The sequence below is a fragment of the Paraburkholderia monticola genome (assembly GCF_001580545.1).
Lineage (GTDB): Bacteria > Pseudomonadota > Gammaproteobacteria > Burkholderiales > Burkholderiaceae > Paraburkholderia > Paraburkholderia monticola.
In genome coordinates, this window is record NZ_LRBG01000004.1 from 647,982 (window position 1) to 672,219 (window position 24,238).

Genomic DNA, 24,238 nt, shown 5'->3' on the forward strand with positions numbered 1-24,238 from the left:
GCGGTCCACTTCGTTATCGAAGGCTCGGATCGGCGAGGTTTTCATGCCCACCTTCAATCTCAGTCACGGCACCTGCACGCTCGAAGCGCGCGTGGTCGATATCACGACGCTCGCCGTCGATGCGATCGTCAACGCCGCGAACACGTCGCTGCTCGGCGGCGGTGGAGTGGATGGCGCGATTCATCGCGCGGCGGGCAAGGCGTTGCTGCGCGAATGCGAAACGCTCGGCGGCTGCGCGACCGGCGACGCCAAAATCACCGCGGGCTATCGGCTGCCGGCGAAGCATGTGATTCATGCGGTCGGTCCCGTGTGGCGCGGCGGCGCGCATGGCGAGGCCGATCTGCTCGCTTCGTGCTATCGACGCGCGCTCGAAGTCGCGCGCGCTTCCCATTGCGCGAGCATCGCGTTTCCGGCTATCAGTTGCGGCATCTACCGTTTCCCCGCGGACGATGCCATATGCATCGCGCTCGCGACCGTGCTCGACACGTTGCCGGGCACACCGCAAATGAAGCACGTGACCTTCGCGTGTTTCGACGAGGCGATGCTCGCGCGCTACGAGGCCGAGCTCGAACGTCGTCAGGCGCCGCCTTCGAAGCCGGCCTGACGCCAGGCTTCGAACACCACGATTGCCACCGTGTTCGACAGATTCAGGCTGCGATTGCCTGGACGCATCGGGAGGCGCACGCGCTGTTCGTTAGAAAAACGTGCGAGCACCGTGTCAGGCAGGCCGCGCGTTTCGGCGCCGAACACGAACCAGTCGCCGGGTTGAAACGCGTGGTCGTGAAAGCGCCCCGAGCCGCGCGTCGTGAATGCGAACATGCGCGACGCGTCCGGCGTTTCTTTCGCGATGAACGCATCCCAATCGGTATGCACATTCATTTCCGCGTACTCGTGATAGTCGAGGCCGGCGCGGCGCATCTTGGTGTCGTCGAGTGGGAAGCCGAGCGGCTCGATCAGGTGCAGCCGCGCGCCGGTGTTCGCGCACAGGCGAATCACATTGCCGGTGTTCGGCGGAATTTCGGGTTCTACGAGAACGACGTTGAACATAAGGAGACCACGTAAATGCTAGTTTTTCGGAGTGCGCAGCGCGACGAAGTTCGTGACCCGCCGTGCGCCGGCGGCCTTCAGGGTATGCGCTAGCGCTTCGAGCGTCGCGCCGCTCGTCATCACATCGTCGACGACGCCGACATGCAGGCCGCGCACCGTGCGCGTGGCGCGAAACGCGCGGCCGACGTTCTGCCGGCGTGCATCGAGATCGAGGCGCGACTGCGGCGCGGTGTCGAGCGTTCGTTCGAGCAGCGTCGCGTCGCTGCGCACGCCGAGCGCGCGCGCGAGCGGCCGCGCAATCTGCCAGGCCTGGTTGTAACCGCGCTCGACGAGACGTCGCCCGGCGAGCGGCACCGGCGCGATCACGTCGGGCCGCTCGTCCGCGTCGTGCCAGTGATCCTCTGCCAGCCGTGCGAGGCGTTGCGCGAAGTCGCGCGCGAGCATCAGCCGCGCGCGAAACTTCAGGCCGACCGCGAGCGTATCAAGCGGCGCACGATAGTCGGCGAGCGCGAAGCTCGCGTCGAACGGCGGTGGCTCGGTGACGCAATCCGCGCAACGGTACTGCGCCCGACCGACCCAGGTTGACGCCGGCAGTGGCACCGCGCAGACGGTGCAGCGCAGACGGCCCTCGTTCCAGTAGGCGGCGTCGCAACCGTCGCATAACGTCTTATGCGACAAATTGCCGCATAACGCGCAGAGGTTGGGCAGCGCGGCATTCAACGCGCGCGGCCACGCCGAATGCAGACCACGCGCAAAACGCGCCAGCTGATTGCGACACGATGAAGAAAATGACTGGAATTGCACGAGGGGATGCCCGCGAAGGCCGTTCACGCTGAATGGAGGGGAACGAACGAGTATACTTCGAGCTCAAGCCAGCACGACACACATGTCCCCAACATCCGCTCAATCTGGCCGTCCGGCCTACGATTCACGGCGCCTCAGGCGTATTTTCGACCGTCGCGCCACCACCTTCGACGAGGTTGCGTTCCTGCCGCGCGAGATCGCGCAGCGCATGCGCGAGCGTCTCGATTACATCAAGGTCGCGCCCGCGAGCGTGCTCGACGCCGGTTGCGGCGCCGGCGAGGACATCCCCGCCTTGCGCGAGCGCTTTCCCGAGGCGCCGGTGTTCGGCGCCGATCTGTCGCACGGCATGCTCACCCGCGCGCTGCGTCACGACGCCGGCGATACCAGTTGGCGGCGCTTTCTTCCCGCCTCGCTCGGCAAGGCGCTCGGCGCACGCGGTCCGCGCTTCGCCCAAGCCGATTTCTCCGCGCTGCCGTTTGCGGCCGGCGCCTTCGAATTCATCTGGTCCAACCTCGCGCTGCACTGGCACTCGCGGCCCGATCTCGTGTTTCCCGAATGGCAGCGCGTGCTGAAGGTCAACGGCCTGTTGATGTTCAGCACGCTCGGTCCCGACACGCTGAAAGAGTTGCGCGGTGCCTACGCCGAGATCGAGGCCGCGCACGGCGTCGCTTCGCGCAAGCATGTGATCGACTTCGTCGATATGCATGATCTCGGCGATATGCTCGTCGAGGCCGGCTTCGAGATTCCGGTGATGGACCAGGAGACGCTGACGATCACCTACAAGTCGCCGGAGTCGCTGCTGGCGGACGTGCGACGCTGGGGCGCGTATCCGTTCGCGCGCGACACGCACGACGGCACGCTTGCGCGCCGCTTGCACAAGGCTCTGCTCGCCGCGCTCGAAGCGCGCCGGCGTGCCGACGGCACGATCGCGCTGACCTTCGAGGTGATCTACGGACACGCATGGAAGGCCGTGCCGCGCACCACGGCCGAAGGGCATGGCATCGTGCGGCTCGAGGACATCGGACGAGGTCCGGCCAAGCGTGGGTAGCAGATTGCGGTGCTGCCATCAACTGGCTGTCGAGGGAGCGGTTGACGTGTTGCAAAAGCGGTAAAGAGGACATCCGTTATGCCTGGGATTTGCCCGTCAAAAGAGCTGCAAAACGCGGGTCAAAACGGCGCGAAGGCTTGTCGGGCATGGCTTGTGGGCCGATTGGGGCTTGCTTGTCGATGCTATGGATCGCGCCTATAATGCGTCAGTTTGTCGCCCGAGGTTCCCACATTCGCGGTGGCAGACCTGAGGCGCAGGGCTGCAAAATGAAGTGATGCGGTAGGAGGTGGCGCGGTCGCGAGCGGTGCTGGAAACAGTGGCTCAGGCGGCGGCCGCGAGATGCATCCGGAAGTAAAAGAAGGCAGGCCGGACGCGACGATTCGCAGGAGGCAGCGATGGGCGCATCAGATCATCTGCTGGCGGATTCAGAGCCGGTCCTCAGGGACTGGCTCATGAAGCGCAACTGCTCGATCTCGCCGCGGCAGTTCGTCTGTCTGTACGTGTCGCTTGCTTTGTTCTCGTTGGCAATTGCTTTCATGCTGGTTCTGGTCGGCGCCTGGCTGGTGTTGCCGTTCACCGGAATCGAGTTGCTGGCGGTAGGTATCGCGTTTGCAATATATGCGCGACATGCTGTCGATTACGAGCGCATCCGGTTGTTTCCGAACCGGCTCGTGATCGAGCAGGTCAGCGCCGAGCAGATTACGCAGTTCGAATTCAATCCGCGCTGGGTGCGGATAGAGCCGGGCGCAACGCCGCGCGATCAGATCAAGCTGGTCTCGCGCGGACAGACGATCATGATCGGGCAACATCTCGCGCAGAATCGGCGCGCGCAGTTCGCAGGCGAACTGCGCATGTGGCTGGCACGTTGTTAGATGGTGCCGGACACACGGCGTTCAAGGGGGCGCGACACGCTGCCAGCGGGGTCGAGGGGTTTGAATGGAAAATTTGGGTAAGGAAGCTATGAAAACAATCAAGCGAGCGCTCACGAGCGTGCTGGCGACAAGCGGACTGCTTTTCGCCGGTGCCGCCCTGGCAGTGGGCGATGCTCCGGGCGGCCCTGCCGTCAACGCGATCAATCTCCAGCCGCCTGCAACGAGAATCGCTGAGGAGTTGTTCAGCCTCCACATGTTCATGCTGGGCCTTTGCACCGTGATCTTCATCGGTGTGTTCGGTGTGATGTTCTATTCGGTCTTCGCGCACCGCAAATCGAAGGGCCACAAGGCAGCCAATTTCCACGAAAGCACCACCGTCGAAATCATCTGGACGATCGTGCCGTTCGTCATCGTCGTGCTGATGGCGCTGCCCGCCACCAAGGCCGTCGTCGCGATGAAGGACACCTCGAACGCCGACCTCACGATCAAGGTCACCGGCTACCAGTGGAAGTGGGGCTACGACTACGTCAAGGGACCCGGCGAGGGCATCGGCTTCCTGTCCACGCTCGCCACGCCGCGCGCGCAAACGGAAGGCCGCGAGCCGATCTCCACGCTGTATCTGCAGGAAGTCGACAACCCGCTCGTGGTGCCGGTCGACAAGAAAATCCGCATCATCACCACCGCGAACGACGTGGTCCACTCCTGGTACGTGCCGGCCTTCGGCGTGAAGCAGGACGCGATCCCGGGCTTCGTGCGCGACACGTGGTTCAAGGCTAACCGCACCGGCACGTTCCGCGGCTTCTGTACGGAGCTGTGCGGCAAGGAACACGCGTTCATGCCGGTCGTCGTCGAAGTGCTGTCGGCTGACGACTACGCGAAGTGGGTCGACGAGCAGAAGAAGAAAATGGCCGCCGGCCAGGACGATCCGAACAAGACCTACACGATGGCCGAGCTGATGGAGCGCGGCGGCAAGGTCTACGCGGCGAATTGCGCGGTTTGCCACCAGCCGACCGGCAAGGGCGCGGGCGCATTCCCGGCGCTCGACGGCAGCAAGATCGCCAATGGTCCGATCGGCCAGCACGTGAGCCTCGTGCTGAAGGGCAAGAACGCAATGCCTTCGTGGGCGCCGACGTTGAACGACGTCGAGATCGCCTCGGTGATCACCTACGAACGTAACTCGTGGGGCAACCACACGGGCGACATTCTGCAGCCGAAGCAGATCACCGACGCGCGCAACGGCAAACTGCCGGAAGGCGGCGATCATCTGGCCGAGGCCGGTGCCGCCGCGGCATCGGGCGCGGAAGCAGCGTCGGGCGCGGAAGCGGCGTCCGCACCGGCTGCATCGGATAACGCGGCTGCTGCGAATGGTGCCGCGGCCACACTGCCGGCGAGCGTCTACTTCGATACCGGCAAGAGCACGCTGCCGGCCGATGCGAAAGCGGCCGTCGACGCGGCCGTGGCCTACGCGAAGGCGCATCCGGATGCGAAATTCACGCTGTCGGGCTTCACCGACGCAACCGGCTCCGCTGAAGTCAACGAGAAGCTCGCGAAGACTCGCGCCGAAGCCGTTCGCGACGCGCTGAAGGCGGCCGGCATTGCCGAAGACCATATTATTTTGAAGAAGCCGGAAACGATCACCGGCGGCACCGACGCGAAGGAAGCCCGGCGCGTTCAAATCAGCCCGGCAGCCTGACGTGTTCATGGTCAGCACCGCAGAATTCGCTTTAGGAGATTGTCATGTCTAGCATCGGACACGATGTAGTAGCGGGCCACGAGCACGTGCACGGCGACCATGCCCACGAAACGCCGCACGGCTGGCGCCGTTGGCTGTTCGCCACCAACCACAAGGACATCGGTACGCTGTACCTGATCTTCTCGTTCACCATGTTCCTGTCCGGGGGCGTGATGGCGCTGATGATCCGTGCCGAGCTGTTCGAGCCGGGTCTGCAGATCATGCGTCCCGAGTTCTTCAACCAGTTGACCACCATGCACGGGCTGATCATGGTGTTCGGCGCGATCATGCCGGCGTTCGTCGGTTTCGCGAACTGGATGGTGCCGCTGCAGATCGGCGCATCGGACATGGCTTTCGCGCGGATGAACAACTTCAGCTTCTGGCTGCTGCCGGTCGCGGCTGTCCTGCTGGTCGGCTCGTTCTTCGCACCGGGCGGCGCAACCGCCGCGGGCTGGACGCTGTACGCGCCGCTCTCCACGCAGATGGGCCCGGGCATGGACTTCGCGATTTTCGCGGTCCACCTGATGGGCGCGTCGTCGATCATGGGCGGCATCAACATCGTCGTCACGATCCTGAACATGCGCGCACCCGGCCTCACGCTGATGAAGATGCCGATGTTCGTCTGGACCTGGCTGATCACCGCCTACCTGCTGATCGCCGTGATGCCGGTTCTCGCGGGCGCGATCACGATGGTGCTGTTCGACCGTCACTTCGGCACGTCGTTCTTCAATGCGGCGGGCGGCGGCGACCCGGTCATGTACCAGCACATCTTCTGGTTCTTCGGGCACCCCGAGGTGTACATCATGATCTTGCCGGCGTTCGGGATCGTCTCGCAGGTGATCCCGGCGTTCTCGCGCAAGCCGCTGTTCGGCTATAGCTCGATGGTGTACGCGACGGCGTCGATCGCGATCCTGTCATTCATGGTCTGGGCGCACCACATGTTCGTGACCGGCATGCCGGTCACGGGCCAGCTGTTCTTCATGTACGCGACGATGCTGATCGCCGTGCCGACCGGCGTGAAGGTGTTCAACTGGGTCGCGACGATGTGGCGCGGTTCGCTGTCGTTCGAAACGCCGATGCTGTTCGCGGTGGGCTTCCTGATCGTGTTCACGTTCGGCGGCCTGTCGGGTCTGATGCTCGCGATGGCACCGCTCGACATCCAGTATCACGGTACCTATTTCGTGGTCGCGCACTTCCACTACGTGCTGGTGGCGGGGTCGCTGTTCGCTCTGTTCTCCGGGTGGTATTACTGGGCGCCGAAGTGGACCGGCTGGATGTACAACGAAACGCGCGGCAAGATCCACTTCTGGGCGTCGATGTTCTTCTTCAACCTCGCGTTCCTGCCGATGCACTTCGTCGGTCTCGCGGGCATGCCGCGTCGCTATGCGGACTATCCGGCGCAGTTCACGGACTGGAACCAGGTGATCTCGATCGGCGCGTTCGGCTTTGGTCTGTCGCAGGTCTACTTCCTGTTCGCCGTGGCCCTGCCGGCTTACCGCGGTGGTGGTGAACTCGTCGAGGCGGGCGACAAGCCGTGGGACGGCGCAACGGGCCTCGAGTGGACCGTGCCGAGCCCGGCTCCGTTCCATACGTTCGAGCATCCGCCGACCGTCGAGTAAGCCCTCCGGCGAGGTGCCGGGTTCCGGCGGCGCGACATGCCGCCACCGGAACCGGGCGCTTCGCGAGGCGGCTGCAGTCAGGCGGCCTCGTCAGTCACGAACAGTATTCAGAAACTCGAGCATGACGCGCAATCCACAGGAAAGACGTACGCCGGAGCAGATTCGCGCGGGCAACAGGCGGATAGGGCTGGTGATGTTCGCGATCGCAGCGGTGTTTTTCGCGAGTGCGATTCTGAAGCAGTGCTGGTTCAGCTAACGCCGTCTTCGCAGTCTGTTTGCAGGTTTGTTGAGGATTCAGATGTCGACGCAACCGCCGGCCGAGGCCGACCGCTCTTTCAACCGTTCGATGCTGATCAAGCTGTTCGTCGTCGCTTTGATGATGTTCGGTTTCGGTTTCGCGCTGGTGCCGATGTATCGCGCGATCTGCCAGATCACCGGCGTGAACAACCTCGTGCAGCGCGACGTGTCGGCGCGCGAGGCGAAGAATACGCAGGTCGACATGAGCCGCACGATTTCGATCGAATTCGATGCGAACGCGCGCGGCCTGTTGGGTTTCAAGCCGGAGCAGCGCAGTCTCGACGTGCATCCCGGCGAAGTGACGACGGTCATGTACGACGTCAGCAACGAGCAGGCGCGCACGATCCGTGCGCAGGCCATTCCGAGCTACGCGCCGAAGCAGGCGACCGAGTACTTCAGGAAGATCGAATGTTTCTGCTTCACGCAGCAGACGTTGAACGCGAACGAGACGAAGCGGATGCCGGTGGTGTTCGTGGTCGACCCGAAGTTGCCGAAGGACGTGAAGACGATCACGCTGTCGTACACGTTTTTCGAGTTGAACACGCCGGCGGCGGCGAGCGCGGATGATGCGGTGCCGAAAGCGAATGCAGCGACCAGCGTTGCACCCAATGCGGCAGCCACTCCCGCGAAGCCGGCCTGAAGCGGGTTTGACTGCCCGAGCTGCGAACGAAACGAGGAAGACGAAGCGAGATGAACGATAACGGCGGCAGTCCGCGCAAGAGCAGTTTCGGTCAGTCGATGCGCGCGGTGTTCTGGTCGTTTTTCGGCGTGCGCAAGCGCCGCGATCTGGAGGCGGATGCGACGCAGCTCAACCCGCTGCATGTGATCGTGGCGGCATTGATCGGCGCGGCGGTTCTGATCGGTGTGCTGATTCTGGTGGTGCGCCTCGTGGTCGGTTGACGCAGTAGCGGGGCATGGCGGCAAAGCGGAGCCCACGAATTAGAGAGAAGCGGTGCGGTATCGACGCGCCGCCGAAGATACAGCCGGAGATTCCGGAACAACTGGACTGAAGTGGAGAATCAAGAATGAGCGGTCAAAACGAGAGCCCGTACTACTTCGTACCGCATCCGTCGCGGCATCCGATCAGCGCCGCTGCCGGGTTGCTGGTCATGCTCGGATCGCTGGCGGCCTGGATCAACGAACACACCTGGGCGCCGCTCGGCGTGTTCGTCGGTCTGCTGTGGGTGCTCTTCACGCTGTGGCACTGGTTCGGCGACGCGATCGCCGAGTCGGAAGGCGGCATGTACGGCAAGAACGTCGACCGTTCGTACCGCTGGAGCATGAGCTGGTTCATCTTCTCCGAAGTGATGTTTTTCGGCGCATTCTTCGGCGCGCTGTTCTATGCCCGCGAAATCGCGCTGCATCAGCTCGGCAGCCTCGACTTCAAGCTGATCTGGCCGGACTTCACGGCGGTGTGGCCGAACAACGGCCCGGCCGCGCTCGTGTCGACCTACAAGTCGATGCAGCCGTGGCCGGTCCCGACCATCAACACGGCGCTGCTGCTGTCCTCGGGCGCGACGCTGACCGTGTCGCACCATGCGCTGCGCGACAACCATCGCAGGAAGGCGATCGGGTGGCTCGCGGCGACCCTCGTGCTGGGCGTGTGCTTCCTGTTCCTGCAGGGCTTCGAGTATTTCCACGCGTACAACGAGCTGAACCTGACGCTGGCTTCGGGCATCTACGGTTCGACGTTCTTCCTGCTGACCGGCTTCCACGGCTTTCACGTGTTCCTCGGTGGCACGATGCTGGCTGTCGTGATGGTGCGTCTGATTCGCGGCCACTTCACGCCGGAACATCACTTCGCGTTCGAAGGCGCGGCCTGGTATTGGCACTTCGTCGACGTCGTGTGGCTCGGTCTTTACGTCGTCGTGTACTGGCTGTAACGCAGTCGGACCCGCGCGCCGCTCGTCGGTGCGCGCGAGCAATCCGCAGGGATGAATGCAGCGCCGCCCTCGACCTGTCAGGGCGGCGTTTTATTTGGCGGCGAGGAAAATTGGCCGCCGACAGTAAGCGCCGACGACCTATGCGCGAGCGTCAGCGCCCGTACGGAATCCCGGTCGACTGAATCCAGCCCATCCAGTGTGCGAACAGGATGAACAGGAACAGCGAGATCGACAGACCCACCCGCGTGGCGAGCGACCAGACCATCCGTTTAGTCTTGCCTTTGTCGTGCATCATGAAATACAGCGCCGACACCATGCTGGCGATGATCAGAACAAAGGCGATGGGAACGATAATGTGCATGGAACCAACTGAAACCGGAAAGCGCAGTGGCAAGACATTCATTATCGCACCGCGCGCGGGCGTCTGCCGCGGCTTCCCGGCGGCCCTGAACGCGATGCCGGAGCACCTGCAATGAAGTTTCGCCTGATTCCCGCGCTGCTGATCCTGCTGGTCGTCGCCGTGACGATGCGGCTTGGTTTCTGGCAGCGCGATCGCGCGCATCAGAAGGAAGCGCTCGAGGCGCGCATCACCCAGTTCGAGAACGCGCCCGCGCTGCCGGTCAGCGCGGCGCCGCTCGCGCTGAAGGACGTCGAGTTTCATCGCGTGAAGGCGCGCGGCAGCTTCGTCGCGGACAAGGTCGTGTACCTCGATAATCGTCCGTATAACGATCAGCCGGGCTTTTATGTCGTGATGCCTTTTAAACTCGTCGACGGCGGCTACGTGCTCGTTAATCGCGGCTGGCTGCCACGCAACCTCAGCAGTCGCGAGACCATCGCGCCGTACACGACGCCGTCGGGCGAGGTCGAGATCGAAGGGATCGCGCGCGCCGACGCGTCGCGCGCGTTCGAACTCGGGGAGGGCGGCTCGGCCGCGCATCGCCTGATCCGGCAGAATCTCGATGTCGCCTCGTACGCCAGCGAGACCGGGCTGCCGTTGCAATCGTTCGTGATCCAGCAAACCGGCGACGTCCGCGACGGCCTGGTGCGCGACTGGCCCGTGCCGACCACCGGCGTCGAGCGCAATTACGGCTACATGCTGCAGTGGTGGGGCATGGCCGCCGCGGCGCTCGCCTTCGGTCTGTATGCGGCGCGTCGCGCGGGCAAGAAAGAACACGCGCCGGGCGCGTGAGGAACGCAAGCCGCGGGGCGCCGCCATCCAAACATTGAAAGAGGTTCTGTAGTGTCGACTCAAACTCCCCGTTCGCCCGAAGTTGGCAAGCCCGCCGGCAAACCCAGCGGCAAACCCGCCGCGGCCAAAGCGATTCCCGGCCAACCGAACGGCCCGGGCTCGTGGAAGCGCGGCCGCTGGGTGCTGTTGCTGCTCGCGGTGATCTGCGCGGCGCCGATCGCGGTCTCGTACTTCATGTACTACGTCGTGAAGCCGACCGGCGGCAGCACGAACTACGGCGCACTGATCGACCCGCAGCGGCCGATCCCCGACTCGCTCGTGGTCACCGGTGAGGACGGCAAAGCGCTGAAGCTCGCGTCGCTGCATGGCCGCTGGCTGATGATCTCGGTCGATGGCAGCGCGTGCGACAAAGCCTGCGTGACGAAGCTTTACTTCATGCGACAAATCCGCGCAGCTCAGGGGCCGGAACGCGAGCGCGTCGTGGAAGTGTGGCTGCGCACCGATGCAGGTAAGGTCGCCGATGTGATACAAACCGCCTACCCCAATACCGACATGCTGATCGCCGATCCGGCGCAGGTCGCCGCCTGGCTACCCGCCGACACCGGCACGCGGATCACGGACCACATCTACCTGGTCGATCCGAACGGCAATCTGATGATGCGATTCCCGAAAGACGCGAACCCGACCAAGATCAAAGGCGACCTGACCAAGCTGCTCAAATGGTCGACCATCGGCTGATGCCGCAACCTGGGTAGACAAGATGTTCGTATTGCAACTGGGCCTGATCGGCTTGTGTATCGCGTTGTTGCCGCTGTCCTACGTCTGGGTCAAGGCCGACGACGACAAATTCCGCAAGCTGGTCTGGCTCACCACCTTCCTGACGCTCGATCTCGTGATGTTCGGCGGCTTCACACGCCTCACCGATTCGGGCCTCGGTTGCCCGGACTGGCCCGGCTGCTACGGCACATCGTCGCCGTTCATCGCGCACGCGGCGATCTCCGCCGCCTATCAGGCGATGCCGAGCGGCCCCGTCAGCATGACGAAGGCATGGATCGAAATGATTCACCGCTACTTCGCGATGGCGATCGGCGTGCTGATCATCGCGCAGACGGTCATCGCTTGGACGGCGCGCATCAAGCGTCGGCCGTTGCACGTATCGCCGTGGTGGCCGACTTCGCTGCTGCTCCTGATCGTCGTGCAGGGCGTGTTCGGCGCGTGGACCGTGACGATGAAGCTGCAACCGGTCATCGTGACCACGCATCTGTTGCTCGGCCTTGCGCTGCTCGGCACGCTCGGCTGGCTCGCCGCGCGCCTGACCCCGCTGCCCGCCTATGAGCCCGAGGCCGCGCGCTGGCGCGCCGCGGCGCTCGCGGGTCTTGCGCTGCTGGTGCTGCAGATCGCGCTGGGCGGCTGGGTCAGCACGAACTACGCGGTGCTCGCGTGCACCGACTTCCCGACCTGCAACGGCCAATGGATCCCGCCGATGGACTTCGCGCACGGCTTCCACCTGTGGCGCGCACTCGGCATGACCGGCGACGGCGACGTCATCACGCAGGATGCGCTGGTCGCGATTCACTGGACGCATCGTACCTTCGCGTTCGTCGTGATCGCGTATCTGGTGTGGTTCGCGGCGAAAATGCGCCGCTTCGAATCGCTGCGGCGACCCGCCAACGGCGTGCTGCTGGTGGTGCTGATCCAGTTCATCACCGGGTTGTCGAATATCGTGCTGCAGTGGCCGTTGCCGATCGCGGTCGCCCATAACGGCGGGGCCGCGATCCTGCTGCTGTTGCTCGTTATGTTAAACTTTCGGATCGCTTATAGCCGTCCCGGCCGCGCCACGCTCCCTGCGCGCGATGCCGCGCCAGCGTGACTCACATGGACAGCACAACACTCTCCCAGACGCCCGGAAGCCGGGTCTCCCAATATCTCGCCCTGACCAAGCCGCGCGTTACGCAGCTTGCGGTGTTCTGCGCGGTCATCGGCATGTTCCTGTCGACGCCGGGCATGGTGCCGTGGACCGTACTGATCGGCGGTACCGTCGGCATCTGGCTGCTGGCCGGTGCCGCATTCGCAATCAACTGCCTCGTCGAGCAGCAGATCGACGCGAAAATGCGCCGCACGTCGTGGCGTCCGTCGGCGCGCGGCGAAATCACCACTCCGCAGATCCTGCTGTTCTCGGCCGTGCTCGGCGGCCTCGGCATGTGGACGCTGTACACGTTCGCCAATCCGCTGACCATGTGGCTCACGCTCGCCACGTTCGTCGGCTATGCGGTCATCTATACGCTGCTGCTGAAGCCGGCCACGCCGCAGAACATCGTGATCGGCGGCGCGTCGGGTGCGATGCCGCCGGCGTTAGGCTGGGCCGCGGTCACGGGGCACGTGCCCGGCGACGCCTGGATCCTCGTGCTGATCATCTTCGTGTGGACGCCGCCGCATTTCTGGGCGCTCGCGCTGTATCGCCGCAAGGACTACGAAAACGCCGGCCTGCCGATGCTGCCGAACACGCACGGCGAGAAGTACACGCGCCTGCATATCCTGCTCTACACGGTGATCCTGTTCGCAGTCACGCTGATGCCGTTTATCTCCGGCATGAGCGGGGTCGTGTATCTCGCGTCGGCGGTGCTGCTCGGCGCCGTGTTTCTCGCGTATGCGTGGAAGATCTACCGTGAGTATTCGGACGATCTCGCGCGCAAGACCTTCCGTTATTCGATCGTCTATCTGTCGCTGCTGTTCGCCGCGCTGCTGGTCGACCACTACGCGCGCGTCGTGATCGGCGCGTAACACCATGCTCAAGAACCGCTTCGCGCGCGTTGCGCGCGCCGCTGTGATGGCTTGCGCGCTCGGCGCGGCACTCGGCGGCACGCTGCTCATGACGGGGTGCGGCAAGCAGCCGCCGGCCTTCTCGAATCTCGACATCACCGGCAATACGCAATTCGCCAGCGATTTCTCGTTGCCCGACACGTCCGGCAAGATCCGCACGCTTGCCGACTACAAGGGCAAGGTCGTCGTGCTGTTCTTCGGCTATACCCATTGTCCGGACGTCTGCCCGACCACGATGGCCGAACTGTCGCAGGCGTTGCAGCAGCTCGGCCCGGAAGACGCGAAGCGCGTGCAGGTGCTGTTCGTCACCGTCGACCCCGAGCGCGATACGCCGCAACTGCTCGCGCAATACGTGCCGGCGTTCAACCCGAGCTTCGTCGGTCTGCGTCCCGCTAATGAGGAACAGCTCGCGAAGCTGGCCAAAGACTTCCGCGTCTACTACGCGAAGGTGCCGGGCAAGACGCCCGACAGCTACACGATGGACCACACGGCCGCGAGCTACGTGTTCGACACGGACGGCAAGCTGCGTCTGTTCGCGCGCGATGGCCAGGGCGCGACGCCGTGGGTGCATGACATCAAGCTGCTGCTGGATTGACGCGCATCGCGAGCCGCTCCTGATCGCGACGCCGCTCGCATCCGCTCACCAGTTTCCTTTTCGCAAAGCCCCCTCAAGCCGGAATCGGCAGATTCAGCCCAGGCGCGAGACGCGTCGCCTTGAACTCCGTCACCTCGTAGCGCGCAAGCTGCTGCTCGGCGAACGGATCGCTCGCAAGGATCCGGTCGAGCCTGTCGCGCTCGATACGCACCGCGAGAATGATGCCGCCATCGCGCGGCAGCTTCGGGCCAGCCGCGACGAAGATGCCCGCGTCGAACTGCTTCGCGAGAAACGCGCGATGCGCGTCGAGCGCCTCGTCGATGCGATCGAGCGGGGCGGTGTAGATAAGGTTGATCACGTACATGGTCAGTCTCAATGGCGGTTAGGTGGCCCGTGCGCGGCCACGGCTGTGGATTATCGGTCAGGCGTCGATTCGGCGCAGTGCCGGCCCTTGCACTCGCGCTTCGCATAACCATATGCGGTAAGGGTATTTCCCAACTTGCCGCGCATATGAAACAATTTGCGGTTTGGTCGATGGCGCTCCTGCTCGAACCGGGGCGCCGTCCGTTCTTACCCAACTCCGGCACCGATCGGAGCCGTCGACTCAACGTCGATCAGCAACAGCGAGAAACACATGCAGCGCAGAAACATCCTCAAAGCCCTCACCGCAGTCGTCGCCGGTGCGGCGATCCTGACCAGCTTCGGCGCGCACGCCGACGACAAGGTCATCAAGGTCGGCACGATCGGCGGCCCGGATGCGCAGATCTGGGAAGTCGTCACCAAGGTCGCGAAGCGCGAGGGCCTGAACGTGAAGGTCGTCGAGTTCAACGACTACATCCAGCCGAACGCCGCGCTCGACGCAGGCGATCTCGACGCCAACAGCTTCCAGCACCAGCCGTACCTCGATAGCCAGATCAAGCAGCGCGGCTACAAGCTCGCCAACGCGGGCCTCACGTACATCTCGCCGCTCGGCGCGTACTCGAAGAAGCTGAAGTCGCTGAAGGATCTGCCGCAGGGCGCGAAGGTCGCGGTGCCGAACGATCCGTCGAACGAAAATCGCGCACTGCTGTTGCTGCAAGCGCAAGGCGTGATCAAGCTGAAGGACGGCGCGGCCACCGGCGGCAACAACGCGACCCCGCTCGACGTCGTCGACAATCCGAAGAAGATCAAGTTCGTCGAGCTCGACGCCGCGCAACTGCCGCGCTCGCTCGCCGACGTCGACGCCGCCGTCATCAACACGAACTTCGCACTCGCCGCCGGCCTGCAGCCGACCAAGGACGCGATCGCGCTCGAAGACGTCCATAGCCCGTACGCGAACCTGATCGCCGTACGCGCGAAGGACAAGGACCAGCCGTGGGTGAAGAAGCTGGTCGCGGCATATCAGTCGGAAGACGTGCGCCAGTTCATCAAGACGCAGTTCAAGGGTTCGATGGTGCCGTCGTTCTAAGCGACGCGCTCAACGCGATCGCATGGCATCGGAAAAGGCACGCGCCGCACAGGCGCGTGCCTTTTTTTATAACTCCAGCTCCCATCTTTCGATCGTCAGATCCCGGCCAAAGCGATGCTGCGCCGCGCTGCCGGACAGCTTGAACCCGGCGCGCTCGCAAAGCCGCCGCGGCTCCGTCAGCACGCTCGCGATGGTCATGGTCAGCTTGGTGTAGCCCGCGCGCCGCGCGAAGCGCGCGCATTCGCCGAGCAGTTGCGTGCCGATGCCGAGCCGCCGCACGTCCGGCTCGACCCACAGCAAGCGCACGCCCGCGACCGTCGTCGACATCCCGACGAGGCACACCGAGCCGACCACCAGGCCTTCCTGTTCCGCGATCCAGCACGTCTCGCGCAGTGGATCGTCGCGCTCGGCGTACTCGGCGACGACGCGCGCGAGCAAGCCCTCGAACGTGTGATTCCAGCCGTGCTGCGCGGCGAACCACTGTGCCTGCCGATGCACGAGCCAGCCGCATTCGCCGGCGCGCGGCGCACGCAGCTTCACGAGCGAGTGCTTCGGCGTGTCGGTGAGCAGGCGCTCGATCAGCTTCATCGCGCCGATCAGTTGCTCCTGCGACAGCGCGCTGAGCCTGTCGAGCAGGTCGAGCGCTTCATGGATGGCGGCGGCATCGAGCGGCGCGTAGGTCGCGTGACCGTGCTCGGTCAGTTCGATCAGCGACTGGCGCGCGTCGGTGTCGGATGGGCGGCGCGTGATCAGGTGGCGCCGCTCGAAATTGGTCAGCAGACGGCTCAGATAGCCGCTATCGAGCCCGAGCGCGCGCCCGAGCACCGACGCGGTCTGCGCGCGAACTTGCGAAAGCTCGTGCAGCACGCGCACTTCCGTCAGCGAGAACTCGCTGCGGGCGAGATGCTCGTGCAGAGCGCCAATGCATCGGGTGTAGAAGCGGTTGAAATGGCGGACGGCCTGAGCGCGCCGAAGCGCCTCGGAATCGGTCAAGGGCGGCTCCCCGGGGACTTTTTCTGGTCTATCACCGCACTATATTGACATGGCCCTCATTTGCCAATCCAACCCATTTCGGCGCCGAGAAAATTGGTATTAAACAGGTATTGGTGATGGAGCGATTTAGATACCACTGGAGCCGTTCTGATGGCATCCTGGTATCGTCAGATACCCCTGATGCGGGTATGTCCTGGTCCTTGAATTCCTGCCGCAGCACCCTTTAAAACCGGCTGTGAGCCATGTCCGGCAAGGCTTTCACCCAATCCGGTCCAGCATGGAACCAGTCCGTTGACTGGTATTATGTTGGTTATATAATGGGCTCTCAATTTTCGAGAGCCGTACTGCTCGCGGCGTCCTTGGAGTCCCATGGAAACTCGCTGGTCCGCATTGATGCCTGACGTGCGCAACGTCACGCCGCTCTACCTGCAGCTCGCGCGCAACCTGGCGACGGCGATCCACTGCGGCGTCTGGTCGGCCGGCGAGGCATTGCCCTCCGAGCGCACGCTGTCCGACGCGATCGGCGTGTCGCGCATCACGGCGCGCAAGGCGATCGAGCTATTGGTCGAGCAAGGGCTGATCCGGCGCTCACGTGGCGCGGGCAGCTTCATCACGCCGCGCGTCGAGGATCCGCTATCGCGTCTGACCGGCTTCACGAAGAAGATGCAGCAGCGCGGTTTCCGGCCCGATTCGGTCTGGCTCGAACGCGGCGTGCGCGCCGCCAATCGCGACGAGCTGCTGCACCTCGGCCTGTCGCCCGGCGCGGCGGTCACGAGCTTGCGGCGGCTGCGGCGCGCGGACGGCATCGTGATGGCGGTCGAACATTCGGCGCTGCCGGTCGCGATCGTGCCCGATCCGCAGGTGATCGGCGACTCCCTCTACACCTATCTCGAGCAACGCGGCGCGGCGGTCGTGCGCGCGTTGCAGCACTTCCGCGCCGTCAACGCGTCTAGCGAAATCGCCGCACTGATGGACATCGAACCGCGCACCGCGCTGCTCGTCATCACCCGTATCGGCTACAGCGCGGATCAGCGCGCGATCGAGCTGACCGACACTTATTGCCGCGACGACTACTACGACTTCGTCGCTGAACTGCGCACCTGAGCCGCGCGGCCCATGTAGGCCGCCAGTCCAATGGACGCACATTTGCCGCATACGTATCACGCACCAGAGAGACTCATGCTGACCGGAAACATACTCACCACCGATGGGTGGATCCACGGCACGCTCGAATTCGAAAACGGCCGCATTACGGCGCTGACAGGCGAGCGCGTCGATCCGTCGACGAACGACGCACCGTACATCCTGCCCGGCTTCATCGATCTGCACGTGCATGGCGGCGGCGGCGCCGACGTGATGGAAGCCGGCGACGCAATCGAAACGATCACGCGCACGCATGCGGGCTACGGCACGACGAGCCTGCTCGCGACGACGATGACCGCGCCGCGCGACGAACTGATGAACGTCGTCGCCGGGCTCGGCAACGTCACGCGGGTGCGCACGCCCGGCGGCGCGCGCGTGCTCGGCGTGCATCTGGAGGGGCCGTACATCAACCCCGGTAAGCTCGGCGCGCAGCCCGACGCGGCGGTATCGGCGGTGATGGACGAGGTGCTCAAGTATCTGTCGATCGCGCCGATCCGCGTCGTCACGCTCGCACCCGAGATCGCCGGCCACATGGAGATCATCTCCGAGATGGCGGCGCGCGGCGTGCGTGTGCAGCTCGGTCATTCGCTCGGCACTTACGACGACGCGGTCGCCGCGCTCAAGCACGGCGCGTGCGGCTTCACGCATCTGTTCAACGCGATGTCGCCGCTGCATCACCGCAACCCCGGCCTCGTCGGCGCGGCGCTCGCGCACGCCGAATACGCCGAAATCATTCCCGACCTGCTGCACGTGCATCCGGGCGCGATCCGCGCCGCGCTGCGCGCGATTCCGCGCCTGTACGTCGTGACGGACAGCACCTCGGCCACCGGCATGCCCGACGGCGAATACCGTCTCGGCAGCCAGCACGTGACGAAGTGTCTCGGCGGCGTGCGTCTCGCCGACGGCACGCTCGCGGGCAGCACGCTGACGATGGATCAGGCGCTGCGCAATCTTGTCTCGATCGGCTTGCCGATCGCCGATGTATCCCACCGTTTGTCGCGCTACGCCGCCGACTATCTCGGCATCGAGGACCGCGGCCGCATCGCGCGCGGTGCCTGGGCCGACGTGGTCGTGTTCGACCGCGAACTGGCGCTGAGCGCGACTTACGTCGAAGGAGAAGCAATTGTCGAATATGCTTAAGGAAGCGCTGGCGTCCGCCGCAACGGTCGCCGAGCAGCTCAAGGACACCTCGCGCGTCACGGCGCTCGCCGCCAAGCTCGCGCAGCAGCCGCGCCATGTCGCGCTGACCGTCGCGCGCGGTAGCTCGGACCATGCAGCCAGTTACTTTGCATCCCTCACGATGAGCCGCCTCGGCGTGCCGGTCGCGTCGCTGCCGATGTCGGTCGCGACGTTGCAGCAGGCGCCGCTGCAGGTGCGCGATCAGCTTGCGCTGGCGTTTTCGCAATCGGGCAAGAGTCCCGATCTGGTCGGCACGATGAACGCGCTGCGCGCGGCCGGCGCGTTGACGGTCGCCGCGGTCAACGCACCGAGCTCACCGCTCGCCGACGCGTGCGAGTGGCATCTGCCGCTCGTCGCCGGTCCCGAACTCAGCGTCGCGGCGACCAAGAGTTATATCGCGATGCTGTCGATTTCCGCGCAACTGGTCGCGCATTGGCAGAACGACGCCGAGCTGCTCGATGGACTGAGCGCGCTGCCCGACGCACTGGAACGCGCGGGCCGGCTCGACTGGTCGATGGCCGTGAGCGAATTGCGCGGCATCGAACGGATGATCGTGATCGGCCGCGGCCTTGGCCTCGCGATCGCGCAGGAGGCCGCGCTGAAACTGAAGGAAACCTCCGGCATCCAGGCCGAAGCGTTTTCGAGCGCGGAAGTGCGTCATGGTCCGATGGAGCTGATCGACCGCGACTATCCGCTACTCGTGTTCGCGCCGCGCGGACCCGAGCAGGCGGGGCTGCTGCAACTCGCGCACGACATGCGCGCGCGCGGTGCGCGCGTGCTGCTCGCGGCGCCGGACGACGTCGCGGAAGCCTCGCTGCCGCTCGTCGCCACCGCCCACGCGGCGCTCGATCCGATCGCCGCCATCCTGTCCTTTTACGTGATGGCCGCAGATCTTGCCGCCGCGCGCGGGCGCAATCCCGATGCGCCGCGCCATCTCAACAAAGTCACCGAAACTCATTGACGAGAATGACGATGCGACGTGTCGAGAAGTCCAATCTGATGAGCCATTCCGAAGATCACATTGTTTTGCTCGCACCACTGACCGGTCCGGTCGTGCCGCTCGCGAACGTGCCGGACCCGGTGTTTTCGGGCGGTATGTTTGGCGACGGCATCGGCATCGATCCGCTCGAGGGACGGCTCGTCGCGCCATGCGACGGGGTCGTCACGCATCTCGCGCGCACCGGTCACGCGGTGACGCTCGAGAGCGCCGAGGGCGCGCAGGTTCTGCTGCATATCGGTATCGACACGGTCGGGCTGAACGGCAAGGGCTTTGCGCCGATGGTCCAGCAGGGCGCGCAGGTGCGCACGGGCGACGTGCTGATCGAGTTCGATCAGGATCAGGTCGCGCTGAATGCGCCGAGCCTCGTGTCGGTGATCGCGATCGCGAATTCGGAGGCGTTCGAGGTGATCGAGCGCGTGCCGGCCGGCGGGGTGACAGCGGGCGAAACGCCGCTGCTGGTGCTGCGCGCGCGCGACGGCGTCAGCCAGGACGCGGTGCGCGAGGCGAGCGCCGCGCAAGTCATGGACGAAGCGCGCCGCCAGATCACGCTGACGCACGCGGGCGGCCTGCATGCACGGCCCGCGGCGCGGGCACGCGAAGCGGCGCGTGGTTTCGATGCGCGCGTCGAGGTGCGCTACGACGGGCGTAAGGCGCCGATCGAAAGCGTGGTGGGGCTGCTCGGACTGGGCGCTGGCGAAGGCGCGAGCATCGAGCTGCTCGGCGTCGGTCCGCAGGCACAGGCGGCCGTCGATGCGGTCGCCGACGAGCTGACGCGCGAAGCGCATGGCGAAGTCGAACAGAAGCCGGCGCGTGCGGCGACGGCACCGGCTGCCATCGTGGCAGCGCCCGCGGCTGGCGAGCCGCTCGCGCCGAATACGCTGGCGGGCGTGTGCGCGGCACCGGGCGTCGCGGTCGGCAAGCTGGTGCGCTGGGACGACGCGGACCTCGATCCGCCGGAACAGGCGAGCGGCACGTCGGCGGCCGAGAGTCGTCTGCTCGACAAGGCGATCGCGACCGTCGACGCCGATCTCGACACCGTCGTGCGCGATGCCTCGCAACGCGGCGCGGTCGGCGAGGCGGGGATTTTCGCGGTGCATCGCGTGCTGCTCGAAGATCCGACGCTGCTCGACGCCGCGCGCGATCTGATCAGCCTTGGCAAGAGCGCCGGTTTCGCGTGGCGCGCGGCGATCCGCGCGCAAACCGAAATCCTCAGTCATGTGGAGGACGCGCTGCTCGCCGAGCGGGCCGCCGACCTGCGCGACATCGAAAAGCGCGTCCAGCGCGCGCTCGGCTACACGAGCAGCGCAGCGCGCTCGCTGCCGGACGAGGCGGTGCTCGCGGCGGACGAATTCACTCCGTCGGATCTGTCGTCGCTCGATCGTACGCGCGTGACCGCGCTCGTGATGGCGCGCGGTGGCGCGACCTCGCACGCGGCGATTCTTGCGCGCCAGGCGGGGATTCCCTCGCTGGTCGCGATCGGCGACGCGTTGCATGCGATTCCCGAGGGCACTGAAGTGGTGGTGAACGCGAGCACCGGCCGCCTCGAATTCGCGCCGACCGAAGTCGATGTCGAACGCGCGCGCCGCGAACGCAGCCGCCTCGCCGACGTGCGCGAAGCGAACCGCCGCACGTCGCAGCAGGCCGCGGCGACGTCCGACGGCCGCGCGGTCGAAGTGGCCGCCAACATCGCCACGCTCGATGACGCGAACGCCGCCGTCGACAACGGCGCCGACTCGGTCGGCCTGTTGCGCACCGAGCTGCTGTTCATCCATCGGCCGGCGGCGCCGAACGCGGACGAGCATCGTCAGAGCTACCAGGCGATCGTCGACGCGTTGCGCGGCCGCACGGCGATCATCCGCACGCTCGACGTCGGCGCGGACAAGGAAGTCGATTATCTGACGCTGCCACCCGAGCCGAACCCCGCGCTCGGTCTGCGCGGCGTGCGCCTCGCGCAGGTGCGCCCCGATCTGCTCGACGACCAGCTGCGCGGCCTGCTCGCGGTGCGTCCGCTCGGCGCCGTGCGCATCCTGCTGCCGATGGTCACCGATGCGGGCGAACTGGTCCGCATCCGCAAGCGGATCGACGAGCTCGCCCGCGAAGCGGGGAGCACCGAGCCGATCGAAGTGGGCGTGATGATCGAAGTGCCGTCGGCTGCATTGCTCGCCGATCAGCTCGCGCAGCACGCCGATTTCCTGTCGATCGGCACCAACGACCTCACGCAGTACACGCTCGCGATGGACCGCTGCCAGCCCGATCTCGCGGCGCAGGCGGACGGACTGCATCCGGCGGTGCTGCGCCTGATCGCGGCGACGGTCGAAGGTGCCGCGAAGCACGGCAAGTGGGTTGGCGTGTGCGGCGCGCTCGCCGGCGACCCGGTCGCGATGCCGCTGCTCGTCGGGCTCGGCGTGACCGAGCTGTCGGTGGACCCGGTGTCGGTGCCGGGCATCAAGGCACGCGTGCGCACGCTCGACTATCAGTTGTGCCGCCAACGCGCCCGCGACGCGCTCGCGCTCGACTCGGCCCAGGCAGTCCGGGCCGCGAGCCGGGCCACGTGGCCGCTCGATTAAAGATCAACGAACCGGAGAGTCCGCATGCCGTGCGCCCGGCAGCACGTCTGCCTTCGCGCGCGCAGCGATTTGCCACCTAGCTGCACCACTCAACCTAGACGTACCCCTACGAGACAAAATTGGAGATACCGATGGATGGAAATCCGTTTCTGAAGATTCAGCGCCTCGGACGCGCGCTGATGTTGCCGATCGCGGTGCTACCGGTCGCCGGGCTGCTGCTGCGGCTCGGCCAGCCCGATGTGTTCAACATCAAGATGATCGCCGATGCGGGCGGCGCGATCTTCGACAACCTGCCGCTGTTGTTCGCGATCGGCGTGGCGGTCGGCTTCGCGAAAGACAATAACGGCGTCGCGGGGCTCGCCGGCGCCATCGGCTATCTGGTGCAGATCGCGGTGATGAAGGACATCAACGACAAGCTCAATATGGGCGTGCTGTCGGGGATCATCGCGGGGATCGTCGCGGGGCTGCTGTACAACCGCTACAAGGACATCAAGCTGCCCGACTACCTTGCCTTCTTCGGCGGCAAACGCTTCGTGCCGATCGTGACAGGGGTGGTCTGCGTGGGGCTAGGCATCATATTCGGGTACGTCTGGCAACCGGTGCAGAACGTCATCGACTTGGCCGGCCACTGGCTCACGACGGCCGGCGCGCTCGGCGCTTTCGTGTTCGGCGTGCTGAACCGACTGCTGCTCGTCACGGGTCTGCATCACATCCTCAACTCGCTGACGTGGTTCGTGTTCGGCACGTTCACGCCGGCGGGCGGCGCGCCGGTCACGGGCGACCTGCATCGCTTCTTCGCTGGCGATCCGACCGCGGGCACCTTCATGACCGGCTTCTTCCCGGTGATGATGTTCGGCCTGCCGGCCGCGTGTCTCGCGATGTATCACGAGGCACCGAAAGAGCGTCGCGCGATGGTGTTCGGCCTGCTGTTCTCGATGGCGCTGACGTCGTTCCTGACGGGCGTCACCGAGCCGATCGAGTTCAGCTTCATGTTCCTCGCGCCGGTGCTGTATGCGATCCACGCGCTGCTGACGGGGCTGTCCCTCGCGATCTGTTCGGCGCTCGGCATTCACCTCGGCTTCACGTTCTCGGCGGGCTTCATCGACTACGTGCTGAACTTCGGGTTGTCGACGAAGGGCTGGTGGGCGATCCCGCTCGGCATCGTGTACTCGGTCGTGTACTACGGTCTGTTCCGCTTTTTCATCCGCAAGTTCAACATGGCGACGCCGGGCCGCGAGCCTGCCGCAGCCGACGAGCAGGTCGAGTCGTTCACGGCGGGCGGCTTCGTCGCGCCGGCGGCCGGTGCGGCCGTGCCGCGTGCGCAGCGTTATATCGCGGCGCTGGGTGGCGCGGCGAATCTGTCGGTCGTGGATGCGTGCACGACGCGTCTGCGTCTGTCTGTCGTCGATGCGGACAAGGTCTCCGAGAGCGAACTGAAGTCGATCGGCGCGCGCGGTGTGCTCAAGCGCGGCACGAACGCCGTGCAGGTGATCATCGGACCGGAGGCGGACATCATCGCCGATGAAATGCGTACGGCGATCGCGCAGGGTCATGGCGATACGGTGAAGGTGGCTGCTGCCGGGACGGTGCCGGCGGCGGTGGCTCCTGCCGCCACGTCGGTCGCTCCGCACGCTCACGACGCGCAAGGCGGTCCGCTCGATCCCGATCCGCTGCGCTGGCTCGCCGTGTTCGGCGGCGCGGGCAACGTGGTGTCGCTCGATGCGGTCGCGGCAACGCGTTTGCGAGTGGTCGTGCGCGATCCGTCCGTAGTCGATCGCGAGCGCCTCGATGCGCTCGATAGCGCCTGGGTGTCGACGAACACGTTCCATATCGTCGTCGGCGAGGCCGCGCAGCGCTACGCGCAGAAGCTGGCCGAGCGTCTGCCGTCGCAAGGCGGCGGCGCGGGCGCGGCACCGGTGCCGGCATGATCGGTTGAGTGAGCCAGGCTGCCATCGCGCAGTCATGACGGCGCGGTAATAAGAGAGCGGCACCTTGTTCCCAAG

25 protein-coding genes are annotated in these 24,238 nt (G+C 65.3%); 20 read left to right on the plus strand and 5 right to left on the minus strand.

All coding sequences use genetic code 11. The features are described 5' to 3' along the window. The first annotated feature begins 43 nt into the window (after nucleotides 1–43). Complete coding sequence (locus CI15_RS07805) at nucleotides 44–604, plus strand: O-acetyl-ADP-ribose deacetylase (RefSeq protein WP_062125851.1); 561 nt, start codon at nucleotides 44–46, stop codon at nucleotides 602–604. Here CI15_RS07805 and trmL read toward each other — a convergent pair. Further along, nucleotides 577–1,047 carry a tRNA (uridine(34)/cytosine(34)/5-carboxymethylaminomethyluridine(34)-2'-O)-methyltransferase TrmL gene (gene trmL / locus CI15_RS07810; RefSeq protein ID WP_062125853.1) on the minus strand — a complete coding sequence of 157 codons (471 nt, stop codon included), beginning with the start codon at nucleotides 1,045–1,047 and terminating at the stop codon, nucleotides 577–579. The two genes, CI15_RS07805 and trmL, sit on opposite strands and share 28 nt — an antisense overlap. A gap of 18 nt (nucleotides 1,048–1,065) precedes the next feature. After that, nucleotides 1,066–1,812, minus strand: coding sequence for a phosphoribosyltransferase family protein (locus CI15_RS07815; protein WP_420915850.1), 747 nt, complete (start codon nucleotides 1,810–1,812; stop codon nucleotides 1,066–1,068). 121 nt (nucleotides 1,813–1,933) lie between these two features. Between CI15_RS07815 and CI15_RS07820 the strand changes: the two genes are divergently transcribed. The 8 genes from CI15_RS07820 to CI15_RS07850 all read left to right on the plus strand — a co-directional run bounded on the left by CI15_RS07820 (nucleotide 1,934) and on the right by CI15_RS07850 (nucleotide 9,302). Continuing rightward, on the plus strand, nucleotides 1,934–2,899 hold the full coding sequence (locus CI15_RS07820) for a methyltransferase domain-containing protein (RefSeq protein ID WP_062125855.1): 966 nt from the start codon (nucleotides 1,934–1,936) through the stop codon (nucleotides 2,897–2,899). Between the two features lie 395 nt (nucleotides 2,900–3,294). Continuing rightward, nucleotides 3,295–3,771: a DUF2244 domain-containing protein gene (locus CI15_RS07825; protein ID WP_062125857.1), complete on the plus strand. Its 477-nt coding sequence runs from the start codon at nucleotides 3,295–3,297 to the stop codon at nucleotides 3,769–3,771. Nucleotides 3,772–3,835: 64 nt separating this feature from the next. Then, nucleotides 3,836–5,464 carry a cytochrome c oxidase subunit II gene (coxB, locus tag CI15_RS07830; RefSeq protein ID WP_062125859.1) on the plus strand — a complete coding sequence of 543 codons (1,629 nt, stop codon included), beginning with the start codon at nucleotides 3,836–3,838 and terminating at the stop codon, nucleotides 5,462–5,464. A gap of 44 nt (nucleotides 5,465–5,508) precedes the next feature. Next, the gene (gene ctaD / locus CI15_RS07835) at nucleotides 5,509–7,122 is read left to right on the plus strand and encodes a cytochrome c oxidase subunit I (RefSeq protein WP_062125862.1); all 1,614 of its coding nucleotides are present in this window, start codon (nucleotides 5,509–5,511) and stop codon (nucleotides 7,120–7,122) included. A gap of 121 nt (nucleotides 7,123–7,243) precedes the next feature. Beyond that, entirely contained in the window at nucleotides 7,244–7,378 is a 135-nt protein-coding gene (locus CI15_RS37615; protein ID WP_018419308.1) for a cytochrome oxidase small assembly protein, read from the plus strand. 42 nt (nucleotides 7,379–7,420) lie between these two features. Then, nucleotides 7,421–8,059 (plus strand): cytochrome c oxidase assembly protein, encoded by a 639-nt coding sequence (locus tag CI15_RS07840; RefSeq protein ID WP_062125865.1) that lies wholly within the window; start codon nucleotides 7,421–7,423, stop codon nucleotides 8,057–8,059. A gap of 50 nt (nucleotides 8,060–8,109) precedes the next feature. Next, nucleotides 8,110–8,319, plus strand: coding sequence for a DUF2970 domain-containing protein (locus tag CI15_RS07845; protein ID WP_018419310.1), 210 nt, complete (start codon nucleotides 8,110–8,112; stop codon nucleotides 8,317–8,319). A gap of 125 nt (nucleotides 8,320–8,444) precedes the next feature. Next, nucleotides 8,445–9,302: a cytochrome c oxidase subunit 3 gene (locus tag CI15_RS07850; protein WP_062125869.1), complete on the plus strand. Its 858-nt coding sequence runs from the start codon at nucleotides 8,445–8,447 to the stop codon at nucleotides 9,300–9,302. A gap of 151 nt (nucleotides 9,303–9,453) precedes the next feature. On the opposite strand, the gene CI15_RS07855 is transcribed toward CI15_RS07850, so the two are convergent. Continuing rightward, nucleotides 9,454–9,663: a twin transmembrane helix small protein gene (locus tag CI15_RS07855; protein ID WP_062125872.1), complete on the minus strand. Its 210-nt coding sequence runs from the start codon at nucleotides 9,661–9,663 to the stop codon at nucleotides 9,454–9,456. Between the two features lie 111 nt (nucleotides 9,664–9,774). On the opposite strand from CI15_RS07855, the gene CI15_RS07860 reads away from it, so the two are divergent. The 5 genes from CI15_RS07860 to CI15_RS07880 are packed head-to-tail and all read left to right on the plus strand — an operon-like array spanning nucleotide 9,775 to nucleotide 13,906. Continuing rightward, nucleotides 9,775–10,491: an SURF1 family protein gene (locus tag CI15_RS07860; protein WP_062125874.1), complete on the plus strand. Its 717-nt coding sequence runs from the start codon at nucleotides 9,775–9,777 to the stop codon at nucleotides 10,489–10,491. A 51-nt stretch (nucleotides 10,492–10,542) separates the two neighbouring features. Continuing rightward, on the plus strand, nucleotides 10,543–11,229 hold the full coding sequence (locus tag CI15_RS07865) for an SCO family protein (RefSeq protein WP_062125876.1): 687 nt from the start codon (nucleotides 10,543–10,545) through the stop codon (nucleotides 11,227–11,229). Nucleotides 11,230–11,251: 22 nt separating this feature from the next. Beyond that, the gene (locus tag CI15_RS07870; RefSeq protein WP_062125881.1) at nucleotides 11,252–12,361 is read left to right on the plus strand and encodes a COX15/CtaA family protein; all 1,110 of its coding nucleotides are present in this window, start codon (nucleotides 11,252–11,254) and stop codon (nucleotides 12,359–12,361) included. Between the two features lie 5 nt (nucleotides 12,362–12,366). After that, a complete protein-coding gene (gene cyoE, locus CI15_RS07875) occupies nucleotides 12,367–13,272 on the plus strand; it encodes a heme o synthase (protein ID WP_062125884.1) in 906 nt (301 codons plus the stop codon). 4 nt (nucleotides 13,273–13,276) lie between these two features. Then, nucleotides 13,277–13,906: an SCO family protein gene (locus CI15_RS07880; protein ID WP_062125887.1), complete on the plus strand. Its 630-nt coding sequence runs from the start codon at nucleotides 13,277–13,279 to the stop codon at nucleotides 13,904–13,906. Nucleotides 13,907–13,979: 73 nt separating this feature from the next. Here CI15_RS07880 and CI15_RS07885 read toward each other — a convergent pair whose 3' ends face one another. Further along, nucleotides 13,980–14,270: a YciI family protein gene (locus tag CI15_RS07885; protein ID WP_062125890.1), complete on the minus strand. Its 291-nt coding sequence runs from the start codon at nucleotides 14,268–14,270 to the stop codon at nucleotides 13,980–13,982. A gap of 270 nt (nucleotides 14,271–14,540) precedes the next feature. On the opposite strand from CI15_RS07885, the gene CI15_RS07890 reads away from it, so the two are divergent. Continuing rightward, complete coding sequence (locus CI15_RS07890; RefSeq protein ID WP_062125893.1) at nucleotides 14,541–15,353, plus strand: MetQ/NlpA family ABC transporter substrate-binding protein; 813 nt, start codon at nucleotides 14,541–14,543, stop codon at nucleotides 15,351–15,353. Nucleotides 15,354–15,419: 66 nt separating this feature from the next. Here the strand turns inward: CI15_RS07890 and CI15_RS07895 are convergent, their stop codons facing one another. After that, nucleotides 15,420–16,346, minus strand: coding sequence for a bifunctional helix-turn-helix transcriptional regulator/GNAT family N-acetyltransferase (locus CI15_RS07895; RefSeq protein ID WP_062125895.1), 927 nt, complete (start codon nucleotides 16,344–16,346; stop codon nucleotides 15,420–15,422). 369 nt (nucleotides 16,347–16,715) lie between these two features. Here CI15_RS07895 and CI15_RS07900 point away from each other — a divergent pair, with 369 nt between their 5' ends. The 5 genes from CI15_RS07900 (at nucleotide 16,716) to nagE (ending at nucleotide 24,163) form a co-directional block, all read left to right on the plus strand. Further along, on the plus strand, nucleotides 16,716–17,450 hold the full coding sequence (locus tag CI15_RS07900; protein WP_062125897.1) for a GntR family transcriptional regulator: 735 nt from the start codon (nucleotides 16,716–16,718) through the stop codon (nucleotides 17,448–17,450). A 75-nt stretch (nucleotides 17,451–17,525) separates the two neighbouring features. Continuing rightward, nucleotides 17,526–18,629, plus strand: a complete 1,104-nt coding sequence (nagA, locus tag CI15_RS07905; RefSeq protein ID WP_062125900.1) for an N-acetylglucosamine-6-phosphate deacetylase — start codon at nucleotides 17,526–17,528, stop codon at nucleotides 18,627–18,629. Next, entirely contained in the window at nucleotides 18,613–19,629 is a 1,017-nt protein-coding gene (locus tag CI15_RS07910) for an SIS domain-containing protein (RefSeq protein ID WP_153041076.1), read from the plus strand. Before nagA ends, CI15_RS07910 begins: the two co-directional genes overlap by 17 nt. Nucleotides 19,630–19,667: 38 nt before the next feature. Then, nucleotides 19,668–22,235: a phosphoenolpyruvate--protein phosphotransferase gene (gene ptsP / locus CI15_RS07915; protein ID WP_062126180.1), complete on the plus strand. Its 2,568-nt coding sequence runs from the start codon at nucleotides 19,668–19,670 to the stop codon at nucleotides 22,233–22,235. 131 nt (nucleotides 22,236–22,366) lie between these two features. Beyond that, nucleotides 22,367–24,163 carry an N-acetylglucosamine-specific PTS transporter subunit IIBC gene (nagE, locus tag CI15_RS07920; RefSeq protein WP_062125906.1) on the plus strand — a complete coding sequence of 599 codons (1,797 nt, stop codon included), beginning with the start codon at nucleotides 22,367–22,369 and terminating at the stop codon, nucleotides 24,161–24,163. Nucleotides 24,164–24,238: the final 75 nt, after the last annotated feature.

Coding starts and splice junctions, on each gene's coding strand:
- CI15_RS07805 (WP_062125851.1), top strand. CDS start 44: ATGCCCACCTTCAATCTCAGTCACGGCACCTGCACGCTCGAAGCGCGC.
- trmL (WP_062125853.1), bottom strand. CDS start 1,047: ATGTTCAACGTCGTTCTCGTAGAACCCGAAATTCCGCCGAACACCGGC.
- CI15_RS07820 (WP_062125855.1), top strand. CDS start 1,934: ATGTCCCCAACATCCGCTCAATCTGGCCGTCCGGCCTACGATTCACGG.
- CI15_RS07825 (WP_062125857.1), top strand. CDS start 3,295: ATGGGCGCATCAGATCATCTGCTGGCGGATTCAGAGCCGGTCCTCAGG.
- coxB (WP_062125859.1), top strand. CDS start 3,836: ATGGAAAATTTGGGTAAGGAAGCTATGAAAACAATCAAGCGAGCGCTC.
- ctaD (WP_062125862.1), top strand. CDS start 5,509: ATGTCTAGCATCGGACACGATGTAGTAGCGGGCCACGAGCACGTGCAC.
- CI15_RS37615 (WP_018419308.1), top strand. CDS start 7,244: ATGACGCGCAATCCACAGGAAAGACGTACGCCGGAGCAGATTCGCGCG.
- CI15_RS07840 (WP_062125865.1), top strand. CDS start 7,421: ATGTCGACGCAACCGCCGGCCGAGGCCGACCGCTCTTTCAACCGTTCG.
- CI15_RS07845 (WP_018419310.1), top strand. CDS start 8,110: ATGAACGATAACGGCGGCAGTCCGCGCAAGAGCAGTTTCGGTCAGTCG.
- CI15_RS07850 (WP_062125869.1), top strand. CDS start 8,445: ATGAGCGGTCAAAACGAGAGCCCGTACTACTTCGTACCGCATCCGTCG.
- CI15_RS07855 (WP_062125872.1), bottom strand. CDS start 9,663: ATGCACATTATCGTTCCCATCGCCTTTGTTCTGATCATCGCCAGCATG.
- CI15_RS07860 (WP_062125874.1), top strand. CDS start 9,775: ATGAAGTTTCGCCTGATTCCCGCGCTGCTGATCCTGCTGGTCGTCGCC.
- CI15_RS07870 (WP_062125881.1), top strand. CDS start 11,252: ATGTTCGTATTGCAACTGGGCCTGATCGGCTTGTGTATCGCGTTGTTG.
- cyoE (WP_062125884.1), top strand. CDS start 12,367: ATGGACAGCACAACACTCTCCCAGACGCCCGGAAGCCGGGTCTCCCAA.
- CI15_RS07880 (WP_062125887.1), top strand. CDS start 13,277: ATGCTCAAGAACCGCTTCGCGCGCGTTGCGCGCGCCGCTGTGATGGCT.
- CI15_RS07885 (WP_062125890.1), bottom strand. CDS start 14,270: ATGTACGTGATCAACCTTATCTACACCGCCCCGCTCGATCGCATCGAC.
- CI15_RS07890 (WP_062125893.1), top strand. CDS start 14,541: ATGCAGCGCAGAAACATCCTCAAAGCCCTCACCGCAGTCGTCGCCGGT.
- CI15_RS07900 (WP_062125897.1), top strand. CDS start 16,716: ATGGAAACTCGCTGGTCCGCATTGATGCCTGACGTGCGCAACGTCACG.
- nagA (WP_062125900.1), top strand. CDS start 17,526: ATGCTGACCGGAAACATACTCACCACCGATGGGTGGATCCACGGCACG.
- ptsP (WP_062126180.1), top strand. CDS start 19,668: ATGAGCCATTCCGAAGATCACATTGTTTTGCTCGCACCACTGACCGGT.
- nagE (WP_062125906.1), top strand. CDS start 22,367: ATGGATGGAAATCCGTTTCTGAAGATTCAGCGCCTCGGACGCGCGCTG.